Source organism: Streptomyces piniterrae (assembly GCF_005048155.1).
Taxonomy (GTDB): domain Bacteria; phylum Actinomycetota; class Actinomycetes; order Streptomycetales; family Streptomycetaceae; genus Streptomyces; species Streptomyces piniterrae.
The window spans coordinates 659,554-676,411 of sequence record NZ_SUMB01000002.1 but is presented as its reverse complement, the minus strand read 5'-3'; the positions used below and the strand labels follow the sequence as shown (position 1 = coordinate 676,411).

17 protein-coding genes and 1 riboswitch are annotated in these 16,858 nt (G+C 69.5%); of the genes, 5 read left to right on the top strand and 12 right to left on the bottom strand.

What is annotated here, in order from left to right; genetic code table 11:
- Positions 1-17 precede the first annotated feature (17 nt).
- From FCH28_RS07330 to FCH28_RS07280, 12 genes are all read right to left on the bottom strand, one after another.
- Entirely contained in the window at positions 18-926 is a 909-nt protein-coding gene (locus tag FCH28_RS07330) for an ABC transporter permease (RefSeq protein WP_136738861.1), read from the bottom strand.
- Complete coding sequence (locus FCH28_RS07325) at positions 923-1,774, bottom strand: ABC transporter ATP-binding protein (protein ID WP_136738860.1); 852 nt, start codon at positions 1,772-1,774, stop codon at positions 923-925. Before FCH28_RS07325 ends, FCH28_RS07330 begins: the two co-directional genes overlap by 4 nt.
- 4 nt (positions 1,775-1,778) lie before the next feature.
- Positions 1,779-2,855 carry an ABC transporter substrate-binding protein gene (locus FCH28_RS07320; protein WP_425471894.1) on the bottom strand — a complete coding sequence of 359 codons (1,077 nt, stop codon included), beginning with the start codon at positions 2,853-2,855 and terminating at the stop codon, positions 1,779-1,781.
- A 306-nt stretch (positions 2,856-3,161) separates the two neighbouring features.
- On the bottom strand, positions 3,162-3,323 hold the full coding sequence (locus tag FCH28_RS40035) for a putative leader peptide (protein WP_425471893.1): 162 nt from the start codon (positions 3,321-3,323) through the stop codon (positions 3,162-3,164).
- 130 nt (positions 3,324-3,453) lie between these two features.
- Entirely contained in the window at positions 3,454-4,578 is a 1,125-nt protein-coding gene (locus tag FCH28_RS07315) for an LLM class flavin-dependent oxidoreductase (protein ID WP_136738858.1), read from the bottom strand.
- Positions 4,575-5,966, bottom strand: coding sequence for an NtaA/DmoA family FMN-dependent monooxygenase (locus tag FCH28_RS07310; protein ID WP_136738857.1), 1,392 nt, complete (start codon positions 5,964-5,966; stop codon positions 4,575-4,577). The genes FCH28_RS07315 and FCH28_RS07310 overlap by 4 nt, the downstream gene beginning before the upstream one ends.
- 17 nt (positions 5,967-5,983) lie before the next feature.
- Positions 5,984-7,228: an LLM class flavin-dependent oxidoreductase gene (locus tag FCH28_RS07305; RefSeq protein ID WP_136738856.1), complete on the bottom strand. Its 1,245-nt coding sequence runs from the start codon at positions 7,226-7,228 to the stop codon at positions 5,984-5,986.
- 92 nt (positions 7,229-7,320) lie between these two features.
- On the bottom strand, positions 7,321-7,785 hold the full coding sequence (locus tag FCH28_RS07300) for a flavin reductase family protein (protein ID WP_281289684.1): 465 nt from the start codon (positions 7,783-7,785) through the stop codon (positions 7,321-7,323).
- Between the two features lie 203 nt (positions 7,786-7,988).
- Positions 7,989-8,726 carry a GNAT family N-acetyltransferase gene (locus FCH28_RS07295; RefSeq protein WP_136738855.1) on the bottom strand — a complete coding sequence of 246 codons (738 nt, stop codon included), beginning with the start codon at positions 8,724-8,726 and terminating at the stop codon, positions 7,989-7,991.
- A gap of 144 nt (positions 8,727-8,870) precedes the next feature.
- Positions 8,871-9,890 (bottom strand): transporter substrate-binding domain-containing protein, encoded by a 1,020-nt coding sequence (locus FCH28_RS07290; protein WP_136738854.1) that lies wholly within the window; start codon positions 9,888-9,890, stop codon positions 8,871-8,873.
- Between the two features lie 110 nt (positions 9,891-10,000).
- A complete protein-coding gene (locus FCH28_RS07285) occupies positions 10,001-10,855 on the bottom strand; it encodes an amino acid ABC transporter ATP-binding protein (RefSeq protein WP_136738853.1) in 855 nt (284 codons plus the stop codon).
- The gene (locus FCH28_RS07280; RefSeq protein ID WP_136738852.1) at positions 10,852-11,901 is read right to left on the bottom strand and encodes an amino acid ABC transporter permease; all 1,050 of its coding nucleotides are present in this window, start codon (positions 11,899-11,901) and stop codon (positions 10,852-10,854) included. The genes FCH28_RS07285 and FCH28_RS07280 overlap by 4 nt, the downstream gene beginning before the upstream one ends.
- 336 nt (positions 11,902-12,237) lie before the next feature.
- A riboswitch (SAM riboswitch) is annotated at positions 12,238-12,345 on the bottom strand.
- A gap of 264 nt (positions 12,346-12,609) precedes the next feature.
- On the opposite strand from FCH28_RS07280, the gene FCH28_RS07275 reads away from it, so the two are divergent.
- The 5 genes from FCH28_RS07275 to FCH28_RS07255 all read left to right on the top strand — a co-directional run bounded on the left by FCH28_RS07275 (position 12,610) and on the right by FCH28_RS07255 (position 16,852).
- Positions 12,610-13,401, top strand: coding sequence for a GntR family transcriptional regulator (locus FCH28_RS07275; RefSeq protein ID WP_136738851.1), 792 nt, complete (start codon positions 12,610-12,612; stop codon positions 13,399-13,401).
- Positions 13,402-13,517: 116 nt separating this feature from the next.
- Entirely contained in the window at positions 13,518-13,745 is a 228-nt protein-coding gene (locus FCH28_RS07270; RefSeq protein ID WP_136738850.1) for a 4Fe-4S dicluster domain-containing protein, read from the top strand.
- Between the two features lie 14 nt (positions 13,746-13,759).
- Entirely contained in the window at positions 13,760-15,127 is a 1,368-nt protein-coding gene (locus FCH28_RS07265; protein ID WP_136738849.1) for an ABC transporter substrate-binding protein, read from the top strand.
- Positions 15,124-16,062: an ABC transporter permease gene (locus FCH28_RS07260; RefSeq protein ID WP_136738848.1), complete on the top strand. Its 939-nt coding sequence runs from the start codon at positions 15,124-15,126 to the stop codon at positions 16,060-16,062. Before FCH28_RS07265 ends, FCH28_RS07260 begins: the two co-directional genes overlap by 4 nt.
- A complete protein-coding gene (locus tag FCH28_RS07255) occupies positions 16,046-16,852 on the top strand; it encodes an ABC transporter ATP-binding protein (protein ID WP_136738847.1) in 807 nt (268 codons plus the stop codon). The genes FCH28_RS07260 and FCH28_RS07255 overlap by 17 nt, the downstream gene beginning before the upstream one ends.
- The last annotated feature ends 6 nt before the right edge of the window (positions 16,853-16,858 follow it).

Below are 16,858 nucleotides of genomic sequence, written 5' to 3'. Positions count from 1 at the left end.
GGGGACGGTTAGGGACGTCAGCTCGTCACGGGGACGCGCCACGCGCTGAGCCGCTTCTCCACGGTCACCAGCAGCTGGTTGAAGGCCACGCCGATGACGGAGATCGTGACGATGCCCGCATACATCTGCGGAATGGCGAAGTTGTACTGGGACGCGTTGATCAGATAGCCGAGGCCGGCCTTGGCGCCGATCATCTCGGCGGCGACCAGGACGACGATGGAGATCGCCCCGGCCAGCCGGATTCCGGTGAAGATCGTCGGCACCGAGGCGGGCAGGATCACCTTCTGGAACAGCCTCGGCGCCGACAGGTCCATGGACTTCGCCAACCTCAGCAGGGTGGGGTCGACGGTGCGTACCGCGCTGATGGTGTTGAACAGGATCGGCCACGCGCACGCGTACACCACGATGGAGATCTTCGACGTCTCGCCGATGCCGAGGAGCAGTACGAACACCGGCAGCAGGGCCAGGGCCGCGGTGTTGAGGAAGACCTGCAGCAGGGGGTTGAGGAGATCGGCAACGGGCCGGTACCAACCGATGAGCAGGCCCAGCGGTACGGACACGCCGACGGCTATGCCGAATCCGCTGAACGAACGCACCAGGCTCGCCTGGGCGTTGTCGGCGAGCTGCCCGTTGGCCACGAGTTCCCACCATGCCTGGGCGACCTCGCTGAAGGGCGGCAGGAAGGTCCGGTCCACGAAGCCGAAGCGGGGCGCCAGCTCCCACGCGAGCAGCAGGGCGACGATCGCCGCCGACTTGGTGGCGGCGGTCAGCACCGCGCGCAGGATGCGGGGCAGCACGGAAGCGCGGTGGAGCCGTGACTTGCGCAGCGCGATGGCCAGGACCGGTGCGGGCTTCTCGGTGGACGGCTGGGGCTTGAGTTCCTCCTCGGGCTTGCTCCGAGTGCGCGAACCGCTTACGAGGCTCATACGGAGACCTCCTCCTTCTCCAGCAGCTGGGCCCTGGTCACCTCGTCGTGCAGGAGCGTCCAGATCTCGTGCCGGTACCGTGCGAACTCGGGGCTGGACCGCAGGTCGTCCGTCTCCGTACGGGAGTCGAAGTGGATGGGTACGACCTGCTTGATGCGGCCGGGCCTGGAGGTCATGACGGCCACCCGCTGGCCCAGGTAGACGGCCTCCTCGATGCCGTGGGTGATGAAGACGACGGTCTTTCCGGTGCGCTCCCAGATGCGCAGCAGCTCGTCCTGGAGCGACTCCCTGGTCTGCGCGTCCAGCGCGGCGAACGGCTCGTCCATCAGCAGGACGTCGGGGTCGTAGGCGAGCGAGCGGGCGATGGCCACGCGCTGGCGCATGCCGCCGGACAGCTCGTGCGGGTGACGGTTCTCGAATCCGGAGAGCCCGACCAGGTCCAGGTACTCGCGGGCACGCGCGGTGCGCTCGCGCCGTGGCACGCCGGTCGCCTCCAGGCCGAACTCGACGTTGCCCAGGGCGGTGCGCCAGGGCAGCAGGGCGTACTGCTGGAAGACGATGCCGCGGTCCAGGCCGGGCCCGGTCACCGGTTCCCCGTCCAGGAGGATTTGTCCGCCGGTCGGCCGGGCGAGTCCGCCCAGCAGGTCCAGGAGGGTGGACTTGCCGCATCCGCTGGGGCCGACCACGACGACGAACTCCCCCGCGTCGATCCGCAGGTCGACACCGTCCAGGGCGGTGAACTCGCCGTCCCCGTAGGCCGATCCACGGCGCTGGGCCCTCCCCTTCTTGGCGGGAAAGGTCTTGCGCACCTGATCGAACTCGATCTTGGGTGTGGTGGCTTCTGACATGGGGTCAGCTCCCGCTCTTGGAGGTCTGCTTGGCCGCGGACGGCTTGTTCTTCTGCTTGTCCTTCCGGCTGTACTCGTTGAACTCGTTGGTGTAGAGATCCGACGCCTTGACCTGGCCCTTCTCGATGTCACCGCGTTTGGCGAGCCAGTCGATCCAGAGCTCGAGGTCCTTGTCGGTGATGCGTCCGGCGGTCTCGGCGACGCCGAAGGACTTCCAGTACTTCAGCGGACCGGTGTCCTCGTTGCGGCCACGCTTCTTGACGATCTCGATCAGCCGCTCGATGACCTCTTCGCGCGGTGTGGCGCGGGCCCACTCGATGGCGCGTGCGATGCCCGTGACGAAGGTGCGCGTGGTGTCGGGGTTCTCCTTCAGGAATCGGTTGTTCACCACGTACGTGCCGGCGGAGAAGTCGCCGAGCAGCTGGTGGTCGGTGAACAGCGGCCTGATCCCGCCGGTCTGCAGGGCCTTGTCGCGCAGGATGTCGCCGAGGACACCCACCTGGATCTGCTTCTGCCGCAGCGACTGCTCGGTGTTGACCGGGGGCACCACCAACGGCTCGACCTTCTTGATGTCCGCCTGCGACAGGCCGTGGCGTTGCAGGTAGATGTCAAGCATCGCCTCGGAGTGCGCGCCGAGGGTGTTCATCCCGACCTTCTGGCCGATCAGGTCACGGGCCGAACGGATCGGGCTGTCCTTGAGGACGTAGAAGCCGTTGTAGGCGGCCTTGTCGACGCCGTAGTAGCTGACGACGGCCGTGATGGGCGCCTTCCTCGCAGCGAGTTTGACGACGGCTCCGTTGAACGCGCCGCCGAAGTCGACCTGTCCGGTGGCCGCCGACTGGATGTCCTGCGGCCCGCTGATCGTGTTGCCGACCCACTTCAGCTTCACGTCCTCCAGGAAGCCGAGGTCCTCGGCCAGTTCGGGCAGGATGACGGACCCCGCCCAGCCCTGGTATCGCAGGGTCTTGCTCTGGTCCTTGGCCGAGCCGCCGCCCCCGGTGCCGCAGCTGACCGCTACCGCCGAGAGGCCCAGCAGGGTGAGGAACTGTCGTCGGCTCGATGCGGTCGTCAGCTTGCTCATGGAGCTCATGGAAGGGTCCTGTTCGAGTTGGTGGTGGAGCCGCGGCGGTACGCAAGTGGGGGGCGGTGGTGATGACCGCCGGCTACTGGAGCGGAGAAACAGCCCGGGGCATGAGGCCGGCCCGAGGCGCGAAAAACCGAAAGGGAAATGCGAAGGGTGAGAGGAAACGGGGCGGCTCGGGTACCGAATCTGGCGGAGTCCGGAGGGGTACGCGGCGAGAAATCACCATGCGACGGGGGAATTCCGGACCGGCAGACAATGCCCCGGAATCAGGGGTCGCTCAGAAGCTGACGCTGGTCGGCAGCTCTAGCAGCCAGCGGCACAGATGGCACTGGCCTGGCGTCGCAGATCGACGTGCAGGCGTGCGGTGAAGTGCTCCGAGTGGTTCACACCTGGGAGGCTGGCAGCGAAATTCAGCCACGTCAATGAGGCCACAGGCCTTGTCTCACTTTCTGAATATCCCGCCATGCGCGCGCAGCATTTCGTTCACAATCGCCGCCGCTGACGGCACCGGTGGCTGTGCGGTGGAACGCGGCAGCCCGGTGCGCGGTGGGGCGGTTCGTCGAAGGTCCCTCCCCACCGCGCACGGGCTCCCGGCTCATCTGCGCTGCCACTCCTCGGCCAGCAGTTCATAGGAACGCACCCGGTCGGCATGGCCGTGCGTAATGGTGGTGATGAGCAGTTCGTCGGCGCCGGTGGCCTCCTGGAGCTGCTCCAGTTGGTCGGCCACCCGGCCCGGTGAGCCGACGAACTGGGTCTCGACGCGGTCGGCGACCAGTGCCCGGTCCGCGTCGGTCCACACATGGGAGCGGGCCTGTTGGGGTGTGGGGAACTCGATCGCGCCCTCGGCGGTGCGGATGCTGCGGACCCACGGGCCGTAGCCTGTGGCGAGTTCGCGAGCGGTCTCGTCGTCCTCGGCGACGACGACATCGGCCGAGACGCTCACATACGGCTTGTCGAGCACGTCGGACGGCTGGAACGCGGCTCGGTAGCCTTCCGCCGCCTCCAGCACGGTGGCCGGGCTGACGTGGTAGTTCGCCGCGAACCGCAGACCGTTGCGGCCCGCTACGTCGGCGCTCTGCCCGCCGCTGCTGCCCAGGATCCACACCTGTAGGTCGGCGCCCTCCCCCGGGACGGCGCGTGCCTCGATGCCGTCCGCGGACCGGTACGTGCCGGCCAGCAGCGCGAGGATGTCGTCGATCTGCTCGCCGTAGTCCTGCGACTCGGCGCCCGGCAGCTGGAGCAGTCTGCGCTGGAGCGCGACCCTCGGTGAGCCGAGCAGGTGCGCGAAGGAGAAGCGCTCCGGGATCCGCAGCCCGTTGGGGGCCCGGCCGTCGACGACGGGGGTCGCGGACAGCACCGGGGTGGTGGCCGCTCCGGGCGGGCGGCCGCCGGAGCGCCCGAGGCCCAGGTCGAGCCGCCCTGGGTGCAGCGCGTCGATCAGGCCGAACTCCTCGACCGTGGACAGCGCGGTGCGGTGACCGAGCTGCACGGCGCCGGAGCCGAGCCGGATCGTCGAGGTCGCGGAGGCGGTCAGGGCGAGGACGACGGCGGGTGAGGTGCCCGCCACGCCCGGATTGAGGTGGTGTTCGGCGAACCAGTAGCGGGCATAGCCCAAGCGCTCGGCATGCCGGGCCAGGTCGATGGAGTTGCGGAGCGCCTCGGTGGCCGTGGAGCCGGACGAGATCGGGACCAGGTCGAGGACGCCGAGGGGTGCGCTCATGACGCCACCTGCTGTGCCGTCGCCTCGGCGTCGGGGTGGTCCAGGCCGAGGTGGTCGCGCAGGGTGGTGCCCGCGTACTCCGTGCGGAACACTCCGCGCTCCTGGAGCAGCGGAACCACGGTGTCGGCGAAGGCGTCGAGGCCGCCGGGGGTGATGTGCGGGACGAGGATGAAGCCGTCGGAGGCGTCCGCCTGGACGAACTCGTTGATGGTCTCGGCGACGGTGGCCGGGGAGCCGATGAACGCCTGGCGGCCGGTGGTCTCGATGACCAGCTCGCGTATGGAGAGGTGCTTCGCCTCGGCGCGCTCGCGCCACTCCTTGGCGACGGCGAGCGGGTCACGGAACTGTCGTACGCTCGCCCGGCCGAGGGCGATGGTGTTCTCGCCGGGGATCGGGTCGACGTCGGGCAGCGGGCCGTCCGGGTCGTAGGCGGACAGGTCCCGGTTCCAGATGTGCTCCAGGTACTTGATCGCGGTCGCGCCGCTGACCTGCTGCCGCCTTACCTCGTGGGCGAGTTCCCGCGCCTCGGCGTCCGTGTCGCCGAGGACGAAGGTCGCGGCGGGCAGGATCAGCAGCTGGTCGTGTCTGCGCCCGTAGCGGGCGAGGCGGCCCTTGACGTCCTGGTAGAAGGCCTGCCCCTCCTCAAGTTTGCTGTACCGGCTGAAGATCGCGTCGGCGTTGGAGGCCGCGAACTCGCGCCCCTCGTCGGACTCGCCGGCCTGGAAGATCACCGGTCGTCCCTGGGGGCTGCGGGGGACGTTGAACTGTCCGCTGATGTCGAACTGCTCACCCTGGTGGACGAAGGATCCGGCCTTGGCGTCGCTCAGGAAGGTGCCGGTCTCCTGGTCGGCGATGATCTCGTCGCCCCGCCAGGAGTCGAAGAGTTCATGGGCCGTGGCCAGGAACTCCTTGGCCCGGGTGTAGCGCTCCTCCTGCGGCAGAAAACCACCGCGGCGGAAGTTCTCGCCGGTGAAGGCGTCCCAGGAGGTGACCACGTTCCAGGCGGCGCGCCCGCCCGACAGATGGTCGAGGCTGGCGAACTGGCGGGCGACCTCATAGGGCTCGTTGAAGGTGGAGTTGATGGTGCCGGTCAGCCCGAGGTGTTCGGTGACGGCGGCGAGCGCGGTGAGGACGGTGAAGGTGTCGGGCCGTCCCACGACGTCGAGGTCGTAGATCTCCCCGCCCTGTTCGCGCAGCCGCAGCCCCTCGGCGAGGAACAGGAAGTCGAACTTGGCCCGTTCGGCGGTCCGCGCGAGGTGCGCGAAGGAGCTGAACTCGATGTGACTGCCGGCCTCGGGGTCGCTCCACACGGTGGTGTTGTTGACACCGGGAAAGTGCGCCGCGAGGTGAATCTGCTTGAGTGGCTTGTCCGTTGACGACGTGCTCATGAGTAGGTCCCTCCGGCTCAGGCGGTAGCGGCGTAGCGGTTGGCGGGACGGCCGAGTCCGAGCAGCCCGCGCAGGGTGTCGGCCTCGTAGGAGCTCCGGAAGGCGCCTCGGCGCTGCAGTTCGGGGACCAGCCGCCGGGTGATCGCGGGCAGGTCGTGTCCGAGAACGGCGGGGCGCAGCCGGAAGCCGGACAGTCCGGCCGTCCTCAACTCCAGTAGCAGATCGGCGAGTTGAGCGGGCGTCCCGGTGAACACACGGGCGTCGCTGGGGTACGCGTGTCCCGCGAGGGCGTCCAGGCGGTCCCGGCGGTCCTCCGCCGCGGCGGAGTCGTCGTCCAGGAACACCACCAGGTCGCCGAACAGGTGCAGCGGCTCCTCCGCACGCCCGGCAGTGTCTTTCTCGGCCCGCACCGCGGCGACGACGGCGCGTGCCCGCTCGGTGTCGTGCGGCGTGACGTATCCGACGTCGGCGGAGCGGGCGACCAGCCGGAACGGGGCACCGGTCGGGTGCTCGTGTGCGAGCGCGCTGACCAGGGGCTGGCCCTGCGGCGGCCGGGGCGTGATCGAGGGGCCCTTGACGTTGAAGTGCTTGCCCTCGAAGTCGATGTAGTGCAGCTTGTCGCGGTCGACGAAACGGCCGGTGGCGACGTCCCGGATCTCCGCGTCGTCCTCCCAGCTGTCCCACAGCCGGCGCACCGCCTCGACGTAGTCGGCGGCCTCGTCGAGGAGGTCGGTCGCCAGGTCCCGTGCGGCCGGGCTGTCCTCCCGGAGGTCGATACGGGGGAACGTGCGGCGTCCGAAGTGCCCGGCCTCGTTCGGGCGCGCCGTCACCTGAACGCGCAGGCCCGCGCGACCGTTGCTCACATAGTCGAGCGTGGCGATCGCCTTGGAGATGTGGAACGGCTCGGTGTGGGTGGCCACCACGGTCGGCACGAGCCCGATGTGCCTGGTCAGCGGGGCGACACGGGCGGCGATGAGGACGGCGTCCAGCCGTCCGCGCACCTGGTCGGTGCGCCCGTCCGGTTCCAGGAAGTGCGCGGACTGGAGTCCTAGCGAGTCCTCGATCGTCACGAAGTCGAGCAGGCCGCGTTCGGCCTCGGCGACGAGGTCGGCCCAGTAGCCGGCGGTGAACAGGTCCCGGGGCCGGGCCACCGGCTCGCGCCAGGCGGCAGGGTGCCAGCCTGCGCCGTCGAGTGCGACGGCAAGGTGCAGCGGAGCGGATGAAGCGGGCGAGGAGGGTAGCGAAGGGGATGATGAGGACACGGTGGGGGTCCTTCCTTATGGGACTGGGACGTACGTACCGGGAGTGGGCTCATCTCGTCGCGATCGTCGTAGGGTCGCGATCATCGTGATCGTCATGAAGCGCGGCGGATCCGTCGCGGGAGCAGCGGACGGGCCGCGGCGAAGGCCCCGTCGTGATGCACCAGTGCCGTCGCCTCCTGATGCACCGCGCCGGTCTCGACCTCGCCGACGACCAGCAGGTGGTCACCGACGGGCTGACGCAGCGTCACCCGGGCGGTGAGCCAGGCGGGCACGTCGTCGAGTAGGGGCAGGCCGCCCTCCTGTTCGGTCCAGGCGACGCCGTGGAACCGGTCGACACCACTGCGCGCGAACTGCCCTGCCACCTCGGCGTTCTGGGTGCCGAGGAGGTGGACGGCGAACCGGTCGGCCTCCCGTACGGCCGGCGCGGTCGAGGCGCCGAGGCCCAGGCAGAAGGACACCAGAGCCGGCCGCAGCGATACGGAGGTGAAGGAGGTGGCCGTGAAGCCGGCCGGGCCCGGGACGGTGATCACCGTGACTCCGGCGGCGTGGCGCCGCAGGGTGCGGCGGAGTATGTCGTCGGCGGCAGGGTTCGTGGTGGCAGCGCTCGTAGCGGCAAGGTTCGTGGTGGCAAGGTTCGCAGCGTTCGTGGCGGAAACCGCCGTTGAGGGTCGCGCGGGTCGGTTCTCGGAAGTGATCATGTCGGTTCCCTTCGGCGTCTGGGCGTGGTCGGGCAGGGCGTCGTCGGGCAGCGGCCGCCTGCTCACGGCGTCGGTGCCGGCTGACGGCCCGGGGTGCGCACCAGCAGGAAGTTCGTACGGCGGCGCAGGGTGAAGCCGATCGACTCGTAGAGGCGGATGGCGGTGCTGTTGCTCGCGTGGGTGTGGAGGAAGGGGGTCTCCCCGCGTTCCCTGATCCCGGCCGCCACCGCCCGGACCAGACGCGTGGCCAGACCCTGCCCACGGTGTGCCGGGTGGGTGCAGACGGCGCTGATCTCCGTCCAGCCCGGCGGATGCAGGCGTTCCCCGGCCATGGCGATGAGCCGTCCGCCGTGCCGGATGCCGAGGTAGGTGCCGAGTTCGACGGTGCGGGGCAGGAAGGGGCCCGGCTTGGTCAGGGCGATCAGGTCCAGGACCTCGGGGATGTCGTCGAGGCCCAGCCGTACCGCTTCGGGCGCGGGTTCGGCGCGTAGCCCGGTGTCGACCAGTTGGACGCCCTGCCCTCGCTCCACGATCTCCCATCCGTCCGGGACCGCCCACGCTGCCGTGACGGCGGTGACGGTGTCCGGGCCGACCAGCGCAGCCAGGTCGTCCCAGGCGCCCGGGTCGGCCGGGTCGGCGAGGGCGGTGAAGGGGCACACGTCGAGGGGATAGCGGGCGGCGCGGCCGACGCGCTCGGCGAACCGGGTGTGCGGGCCGGTCAGCGCGGCCCAGGCGGCGTTGTCCAGGAGGTGCGGTTCGACCGGGCTCTGCGCGGGGGAGGGAGAGACGCTGGTGGACATAGCGTGAGAAGGCTCCGTGTCATCCATGGCATCGATGTCGTCCGCGGCACCGGTGGCGTTCGTGGCGGACCTGGCGGGCCGGTGCGCCCGGGACTCCGACGTGACGGTGGAGTCCCGGGCGGCGGACACCCGTGCGACCGTTGATCAGGAGTTGTCGAGCGGCAGGCCGGGCGGGTTGACCTGGGAGGTCTTGACGGCCTCGTTGGAGAGGTTCCAGGAGGCCAGCCACTTGGCGTACTGGCCGTGCTCGATCAGGTAGTTGATCGCCTCGGAGACCGGCTCGGCCAGCCCGCTGTCCTTCTTGGAGGTCGCGGCGATCAGTCCCTGGAGCTTCGCTCCGGCGCCCGAGTAGCTGCCCGCGTTACGGGTCGTGTCGGGGGTCTTCGCCACCTGGGTGATGTGGTAGGCGACACTGGGGCTGGGGCCGAAGTGGACGTCGGTCTTCCCGCTGTTCAGTGCCAGGTAGACGCTGTTGACGCTCGGGTAGTACTTGACGGTGACGTCCTTGCCCTCCTTCTTCAGCTTCGCCTTCCACTCCAGCAGGACCTTCTCCTGGTTGGTGCCCCGGCTCACCGAGACCGTCTTGCCGGCCAGGTTCTTGTAGTCGCCGTCGAAGTTCCAGTTGCTCTCCTTGCGTACCTCGAATGCGAGGTTGTCCTTGCGGTAGGAGGCGAACTCGTACTTCTTCTTGCGCTCCTCGGTGTCGGTGACGTTGGAGAAGGCCACATCGACCTTGCCGCTGTCGATGCCGACGAACAGGTTCTCCCAGGTGAAGTTCTTCAGCTCGGGCTTGAGACCGAGGACCGCGGCCACCAGCCGGCCGAAGTCGGGCTCGGATCCGGTGAGGGTCTTCTGGTCATCCCCCACGTACTGAATCGGCGCGGATCCGGTGGGCAGGGCGCCGACGCCGATGGCCAGCTTGCCCTTCTTGGCGAACGACTTGGGCAGCTTGGCGCTGATGGACTTGACCTCGGACACCTTGAGCTTGGTCTCCTTGGCGGCCCCGTTGGACAGGGTCCCCACGGTGACCGTCCCGTTGCCGTCGGAAGTGCCGGCCGCTTCGCTGGTGCCACCGCAGGCGGCGAGGCCGATGCCGAGGGCGGTGACGACGGTGCCCGCCGTGAGGCCGCGGAGAAGTCTGCTGCGAAGGCTGGGGATGCGCATGGTTGTCCTTGTTCGGTGAGTGGTTGTGGTTGTGGTTGTGGTGGTGTGTTGCCGGTTCTTCGGGTGGTGTGGGGGGGGCGCTTCGAGGGGGTGTGGGGGTGGGGGACGGGTCAGAGCACCTTGCTCAGGAAGTCCCTGGTCCGCTCGTGTTTCGGGTGGTCCAGCACCTCGGTGGGCGGGCCCTGTTCGACGATCCGGCCCTCGTCGAGGAACACGACCTGGTCGGCGACCTCACGGGCGAAGCCGATCTCGTGGGTGACGATGATGAGGGTGGTGCCGCTGGTGGCCAGGTCCTTGATGACGGCCAGTACCTCGCCGACCAGTTCGGGATCGAGCGCGGAGGTGGGTTCGTCGAAGAGGATGACCCCCGGCCGCAGGGCGAGGGCGCGGGCGATGGCCACCCGCTGCTGCTGGCCGCCGGACAACTGCCGCGGATAGGCGCCGGCCTTGTCGGCCAGGCCCACCCGGCCGAGCAGTTGGCGGGCCAGTTCCTGGGCTTCCGGCTTGGTCAGCTTCCCGGTGGCCACGGGAGCGGCGGCCACGTTGTCCAGCGCGGTCAGATGCGGGAAGAGGTTGAAGTTCTGGAAGACGAAGCCGATCCGGCTGCGCTGGCCCAGAATGGCCCGTTCGCTCAGCTCCTTGAGCCTCCCCCGGCGTTTCGCCGGAAGGACCCCCGTCTCCCTGCCCTCGCCGTGCCGGCGTACGCCGATCAGCTCGCCGTTCACGCTGACGTAGCCGACCTCGGGCTTCTCCAGGTGGTTGATCACCCGCAGCAGGGTGGACTTGCCGGACCCGGACGGCCCGAGAATCACGGTGACCTCGCCGGGCCGTACGGTCAACTCGACGCCGTCCAGCACCCGGTGGGCGCCGTACCACTTGTGCACGTCGTGGACCTCGACGGCAGCGGGTCGTACCTCGGTGGTGTCTTCGGTGGTCCCGGTGCTCTCAGCGGTCTCGGTGGTCATATCGCCGCCTCCCTCCGGGCGCGGGCGCGCAGATCACGCAGACCCGTACGCAACTTCTGCAATGGCGTCGGCGGAAGGGTGCGGGTGGCGCCCCGGGAGAAGTACCGCTCGACGTAGAACTGGACGACGGAGACCGCGCTCGTGAGGATCAGGTACCAGATGGTGGCGACCAGCAGCAGCGGGACGATGTCACCCGGGTAGGTGCTGCCCATGCTCTGCGCGGAGCCGAACAGGTCGAGCAGCGACACGTAGAAGACGAGCGAGGTGCTCTTGATCAAATTGATCAGCAGATTGACGTAGTTCGGGGTGATGGAGCGCAGGGCCTGCGGGAAGACGATCTTCCTGAACTGGTAGCGCTTCGGCAGGCCGAGTGCCGATGCCGCCTCGTGCTGCCCCTGGTCGACCGCGAGGATGCCGCTCCGCACCACCTCGGACGCGTACGCCGCCTCGTTCAGGCTGAGTCCGACGACCGCGACGACGATGTCGGTGGCGAGCCGGGACTCGTCGAAGGTGAAGAAGGCGGGCCCGAACGGAACCCCTATGCTCAGCGTCCTGTACAGCGCGCTGAAGTTGTAGAGGAACAGCAGCACCACGATCAGCGGAACCGAGCGGAAGAGCCATGTGTAGGTCCAGCTGACGACCCGTAGCACCGGGCTCCGGGACAGCCTGCCGAGGGCGATCAGGATGCCGCCCAGCAGACCCAACACCGCGCTGTACGCCGTCACTTCGAGGGTGATGAACAGACCGTCGAGGATCGTCGGGCGCAGGAACCAGTACTGGAACCGGTCCCACTGGTAGAAGGGGTTGGTCACCAGTCCGTGGACGATCTGGGCGACCAGCACCAGCACGATCGCCGTGGCGATCCAGCGGCCTGGTCTGCGCAGCGGCAGCACCCGCTGTGCCGCCAGTGGCCGCGGTGCGGTGTCGTCGCCCGGTCGTTCGGCCTCGGCGAGGCGTGCGGTGCGAGGCGCGGAGGAGGGTTCGGGGGTCTCCTCGGCCGGCGGCGCTGGGGCGAGGGATACAGCAGCGCCAGGGGGTTCACTCATGGAGGGCTCCAGCGAATTCGGACACCCCGGACCACGGATGCGGCAACGGCACCGCAGAGCCGGCAGGGCTCTGCGTGACGATGCGCACGGGGTCACGCGGTACGGGGGCTGGGAACGAAGGACGCACACCGCGACAGCGGTGGCATCAGAGATTCAGAAGACCGTCAGCCTTGGCAGAAGGCACGGCGGGTGCAGCTGCCGGTACACAGCGCACTGTTGACGCGGAGCAGATCGACCGACCGGTTCGCGCACAGCAGCAGGCAGCCACGGCGCCGCCATGCGGCTGTCCCGAAAGCTGCGTACATTGCGTCACCGTCACTGTTCCGGCCCCTGGGGGCCTCGCGCTTACCGAAATCTTCCGGTCCGGTCGTCACCTGGGGCACCCCACCGCGGCGCGAGGGTTGCCGGTCAGCAAGCCAGGGCTTGTCGCTGACGCTCATGACCGATGCCGCGTAGGTTAGACAGATCTCGGTCATAGTTGTCAAAGCCTGCCCGACCCGTGGGACGACAAAACGAGTCGGGACGAACCTGGTGGGATGCCGACAAGGCCGGGGCGTGTTCCGGAATCGCCGCCGATGGCGCGTCCGATGTGGCGCATCTCCCTCGGATAGGCACATCCACGCAGGTCACAGCCCCGCCGTGGCGAGATGAAATGGCGCAATACTCTGGCAACACATCTGGTCGGCAAACGCGGTTACGGTCCCTGCCATGCCTTCCACCCAACGCCTCCGCAACCAGCACGGGGCCGACCGGACGAGCCCGACCGCGGCCGCCGCTCGGCGCCGTCGGCTCCGCGCCGACCAGGCACGGCAGCTCGCGGATCTGCTGCGGCACCAGGTGCTGGGCGGCGCGTTCCCTGACGGGGCGCTGCCGCACGAGTCGGCCCTGTGCGCCGACTACCTGGCCAGCCGCAACACCGTCCGCCAGGCGTTGGATCTGCTGCGCGCCGAGGGGCTGGTGGAGCGGGTGCCGGGGGTGGGCACGGTGGTGGTCGCCGAGAAGTACCCGCACGCGCTGAACCGCCTGCAGGGCCTGGCCGAGACGCTGCACGAACACGGCAGGGTCAGCAACGAGGTCCGCACCGTCGGTCCGGTCGTGGCTCCCGGCTGTGTGGCGGAGCGGCTGGGCGTGCCGGACGGCAGCGAGGTGCTGTACGTGGAGCGGCTGCGGCGGCTCGGCGGACTGCCGCTGTCGCTGGACCTCACCTACATCCCCATGGACATCGGCGTGCGGCTGCTCGGCTCCGACCTGGAGAACACCGACATCTTCCGGCTGCTGGAGGAGCTCACCGGGCAGCCGCTCGGCACCGCCGAGATCACCCTGGAGGCGGTCAACGCCGACGCGCACTCGGCGGCCGTGCTGCAGGCGCCGCGCGGTGCGGCGGTGCTGATGCTGGAGCGGCTGACGCATCTGGCCGACGGCCGCCCCGTCGACCTTGAGTTCATCCGGTTCCGCGGTGACCGCATCACCATGCAGGGGCTGGTGCACCGCTCCCTCTGAACCGCCGGAACCACCGGAACCGTCTGATCCGCCTCATCCACCTGATCCATTTCACCCGCCCGATCTGCCTGATCTGCCTGATCTGCCTGATCCAGTTCGGACCCAAGGAGTACGCCATGGCGCTGGTGCCGCAGCGGGCCGATGTGCCCGTGACCATCGACGAGTCCAAGTGCATCGACGGCTGCACGCTCTGCGTCGAGATGTGCCCGCTCGACTCGCTCGCCATCAACCCCGACACCGACAAGGCGTATATGCACGTCGACGAGTGCTGGTACTGCGGGCCGTGCGCCGCGCGCTGTCCCACCGGCGCGGTCACGGTCAACATGCCCTACTTGCTCCGCTGAGAGGTCCCTCCGCCATGCGATCACGCACAACCAGTACGACCGTCCCGGCCGCAGCCGCCGCGGTGCTCCTCCCCCTGGCCCTGACGGGCTGCGGCGGCAGTGCCGAGGGGAGTGACGGCAACCACGTCACCGTCACCATCGGCTATCAGTCCAAGACCATCAACACCACCACCGCCGGGACCCTGCTGCGCTCCCTCGGCTATTTCGAGCGCGAACTGCGGGCGCTCGGCAAGCGGGAGGGGCGGACGTACGACGTGAAGTGGCAGGACTACGCCACCGGTGCACCCATCACCGCCCAGATGACCGCAGGAAAGGTCGACATCGGCTCGATGGGCGACTTTCCGCTGCTGATCAACGCGGCCCGGGGCAAGCAGCTCGGCAGGCCGACCCACCTGGTCTCGGTCACCGGCTACAACCTCCGCGGCGGTCTCAACACGATCGTCACCTCCCCGGACTCGAAGCTGGCGTCCCTCACCGACCTGAAGGGCAAGAAGGTCTCCACGAGCGTCGGCTCCGCCGCCGACGGCACTCTCGTACGGGCCCTGCAGCGCGCCGGCATCGACCCCGACAAGGGCATCGAGAAGCTCAACCAGCAGCCCGCGGTGGGTGCTTCGGCCCTGTCGGCGGGCAGTGCGGACGCCCTGTCCCAGTTCGTCGCCTGGCCGGGCCTGCTCACCTTCCAGGGCAAGGCGAAGGCCATCTACGACGGCGCCCAGCTGAACCTCCCCACCTTCCACGGCGTCACCGCCCGCGAGGACTTCGCCAAGCAGCGGCCCGTCGTCCTGAATGCCTTCCTCAAGGCCCAGGCCGAGGCCACCGACTACCTCAACGACCACCCGGTCGCCGCCGCCGAGAAGGTCGCCAAGGCCACCGGCCTGCCCGCCGAGGTCGTCTACCTCTACAACGGCGCCCACGGCATCTCCACCTTCGGCCCGGCGGTCAAGCCGCAACTCGTCTCCGCGCTCATGAAGGACGTCTCGGTCCTGAAGTCGGCCAAGCTGACCAGCGACATCGACGTGGACTCCTTCGTAGACGACCAGTACGTCAAGAAGGCCCTCGGCACGAGCTACACCAAGCGCCTCAACACGACGCCTCCGGCGGCGGCGAGCGAGGTGTGGCCCAAGGGCGCCGAGAAGACGACCTCCTTCAAGTCGCCCGCCGAGTTGCTGAGTTACGTGGACAAGCACAAGGACGGCATCCGCGCGGCCTACGTCCCCGACGCCACCACCGGCACCCTGTGGTTCGCCGACAAGGCGGTCTGGGTGGCCGACGGCGACCGGCTCCTCCCCTTCGTCGCGCCGGCGACCGCGAAGAAGTACGTCGCCGCACACGGAGGCGCCCGCGTCATCACCTATGCCGACGCGCTGGAGCAGGCGTCGTGACCCAGCAGCAACCGCAACGCAAGGGCAGGTTCGCGCTCCGCTATCCGCGGCGCGCGGGCCGGTTCGCCCTGCGGCTCGCCTCGCTGGCGGCGGCCCTCGGCGCCTGGCAGCTGCTGGCCGGCCTGAAAGTCGACCTGTGGCTGCGCTTCTCGCAGTTCCCGACGGTCGCCGACGTGGCGCGCGCCTTCGCCGACCGGCTGTCCGGCCCCGACTACTGGACGGACCTCACCGACAGCCTCACCCGCATCCTCACCGGCTTCCTCCTCGCCGCCGTGCTCGGCGTGGCGACGGGCGTGCTCGTGGCGCGCTCCCGCCTCGCCGAGGACCTGCTCGGCCCGGTCCTGGAGGTGATCCGCCCGATCCCGGCGATCGCCCTCGTCCCGGTCGCGATCCTGCTCTTCCCCTCCAACGAACAGGGCATCGTCTTCATCACCTGCACGGCCGCCTTCTTCCCCGTCCTGGTCTCCACCCGGCACGCGGTCCGCGCCCTGACCCCCGTATGGGAGGAGGCGGTGCTGACGATGGGCGGCGGCCGGTGGCGGATCCTCGGCTCGGTCGTCCTGCCGGGCGCACTGCCCGGCATCTTCGGCGGCCTGTCGGTCGGCATCGGCGTCTCGTGGATCTGTGTGATCTCCGCCGAGATGATCTCCGGGCAGTACGGCGTCGGCTACCGCACCTGGCAGGACTACACCGTCGTCAACTACGCGGGCGTGTTCGTCGGCATGGTCACGATCGGCGTGCTCGGCTGGATCACCTCCACGGCCGTGGAACTCCTAGGCCGCCGCCTCACACGCTGGCTGCCGCGCACGTCTTACGTCCCCGCCGGCAGGCCCGGACCGCTCCGGGCGGCCGCCCCGGCGGCCCGGACCTCCGCACCCACGAAGACCGAGACCGCCCCGTCGACCGAGGAGGCGCGCGATGAGCACCTCGTCTGACACTGAAGTGACCAGCGCACCTCCCACCGGTACGGAGGCCAAGGCGCCGACAGCCGTACGCGGCACGCGGCTCACCCTCCGCGGCGCCGGCCTCGGCCGGCCCGACGCCCCGGTCCTCGCGGACGTCGACCTGGATGTCGCCCCCGGCGAGATCCTCACCGTCGTAGGCCCCTCGGGATGCGGCAAGTCGACCCTGCTGCGCACGCTGGCCGGACTGCTGTCCCCCCTCGCCGGAGAAGTCGGTCAGGACGGACGCCCGCTGACCGGCCCCGCCGCCGACCGCGCCCTGATCTTCCAGGAGGACGCCCTCCTGCCCTGGCGTACCCTGCGCGCGAACGTCGAACTGCCGCTCGCCATCAAGGGGTTGCGAGGTGCGGAGCGCAGGCGGCAGGCGGAATCCTGGCTGGCGCGCGTCGGCCTCGCCGACCACTCCCGGCACCTGCCGCACCGCGTTTCCGGCGGACAGCGCCAACGCGCCCAGCTGGCCCGCGCGTTGGCGGGAGCGCCCCGCGCCGTCCTCATGGACGAACCCTTCGGCGCCCTCGACGCCCAGACCCGCGCCGGCATGCAGGACCTGCTGGTGGAGGTGCTGCGCGGCACCGGCGCGACCGTCGTCTTCGTCACCCACGACGTGGACGAGGCCCTCTTCCTCGGCGACCGTGTGGCCCTCCTCGGCAACGGCCGTCTGACCGCCGTACGCAACGTGCCGCGCCCGCACGACCGTACGGCGCACGACGATCCCGCGCGCGTGGCACTGCGCCGCGACGTCCTCATCTCGCTCGGCACCTGAAAGGCC

What these genes read in the sequence shown, in the direction of transcription:
- FCH28_RS40035 (WP_425471893.1), bottom strand. Translation starts at nt 3,323, where the DNA reads ATGGCGGGATATTCAGAAAGTGAGACAAGGCCTGTGGCCTCATTGACG.
- FCH28_RS07330 (WP_136738861.1), bottom strand. Translation starts at nt 926, where the DNA reads ATGAGCCTCGTAAGCGGTTCGCGCACTCGGAGCAAGCCCGAGGAGGAA.
- FCH28_RS07280 (WP_136738852.1), bottom strand. Translation starts at nt 11,901, where the DNA reads ATGAGTGAACCCCCTGGCGCTGCTGTATCCCTCGCCCCAGCGCCGCCG.
- FCH28_RS07320 (WP_425471894.1), bottom strand. Translation starts at nt 2,855, where the DNA reads ATGAGCAAGCTGACGACCGCATCGAGCCGACGACAGTTCCTCACCCTG.
- FCH28_RS07325 (WP_136738860.1), bottom strand. Translation starts at nt 1,774, where the DNA reads ATGTCAGAAGCCACCACACCCAAGATCGAGTTCGATCAGGTGCGCAAG.
- FCH28_RS07285 (WP_136738853.1), bottom strand. Translation starts at nt 10,855, where the DNA reads ATGACCACCGAGACCGCTGAGAGCACCGGGACCACCGAAGACACCACC.
- FCH28_RS07270 (WP_136738850.1), top strand. Translation starts at nt 13,518, where the DNA reads ATGGCGCTGGTGCCGCAGCGGGCCGATGTGCCCGTGACCATCGACGAG.
- FCH28_RS07295 (WP_136738855.1), bottom strand. Translation starts at nt 8,726, where the DNA reads ATGTCCACCAGCGTCTCTCCCTCCCCCGCGCAGAGCCCGGTCGAACCG.
- FCH28_RS07265 (WP_136738849.1), top strand. Translation starts at nt 13,760, where the DNA reads ATGCGATCACGCACAACCAGTACGACCGTCCCGGCCGCAGCCGCCGCG.
- FCH28_RS07275 (WP_136738851.1), top strand. Translation starts at nt 12,610, where the DNA reads ATGCCTTCCACCCAACGCCTCCGCAACCAGCACGGGGCCGACCGGACG.
- FCH28_RS07315 (WP_136738858.1), bottom strand. Translation starts at nt 4,578, where the DNA reads ATGAGCGCACCCCTCGGCGTCCTCGACCTGGTCCCGATCTCGTCCGGC.
- FCH28_RS07255 (WP_136738847.1), top strand. Translation starts at nt 16,046, where the DNA reads ATGAGCACCTCGTCTGACACTGAAGTGACCAGCGCACCTCCCACCGGT.
- FCH28_RS07290 (WP_136738854.1), bottom strand. Translation starts at nt 9,890, where the DNA reads ATGCGCATCCCCAGCCTTCGCAGCAGACTTCTCCGCGGCCTCACGGCG.
- FCH28_RS07310 (WP_136738857.1), bottom strand. Translation starts at nt 5,966, where the DNA reads ATGAGCACGTCGTCAACGGACAAGCCACTCAAGCAGATTCACCTCGCG.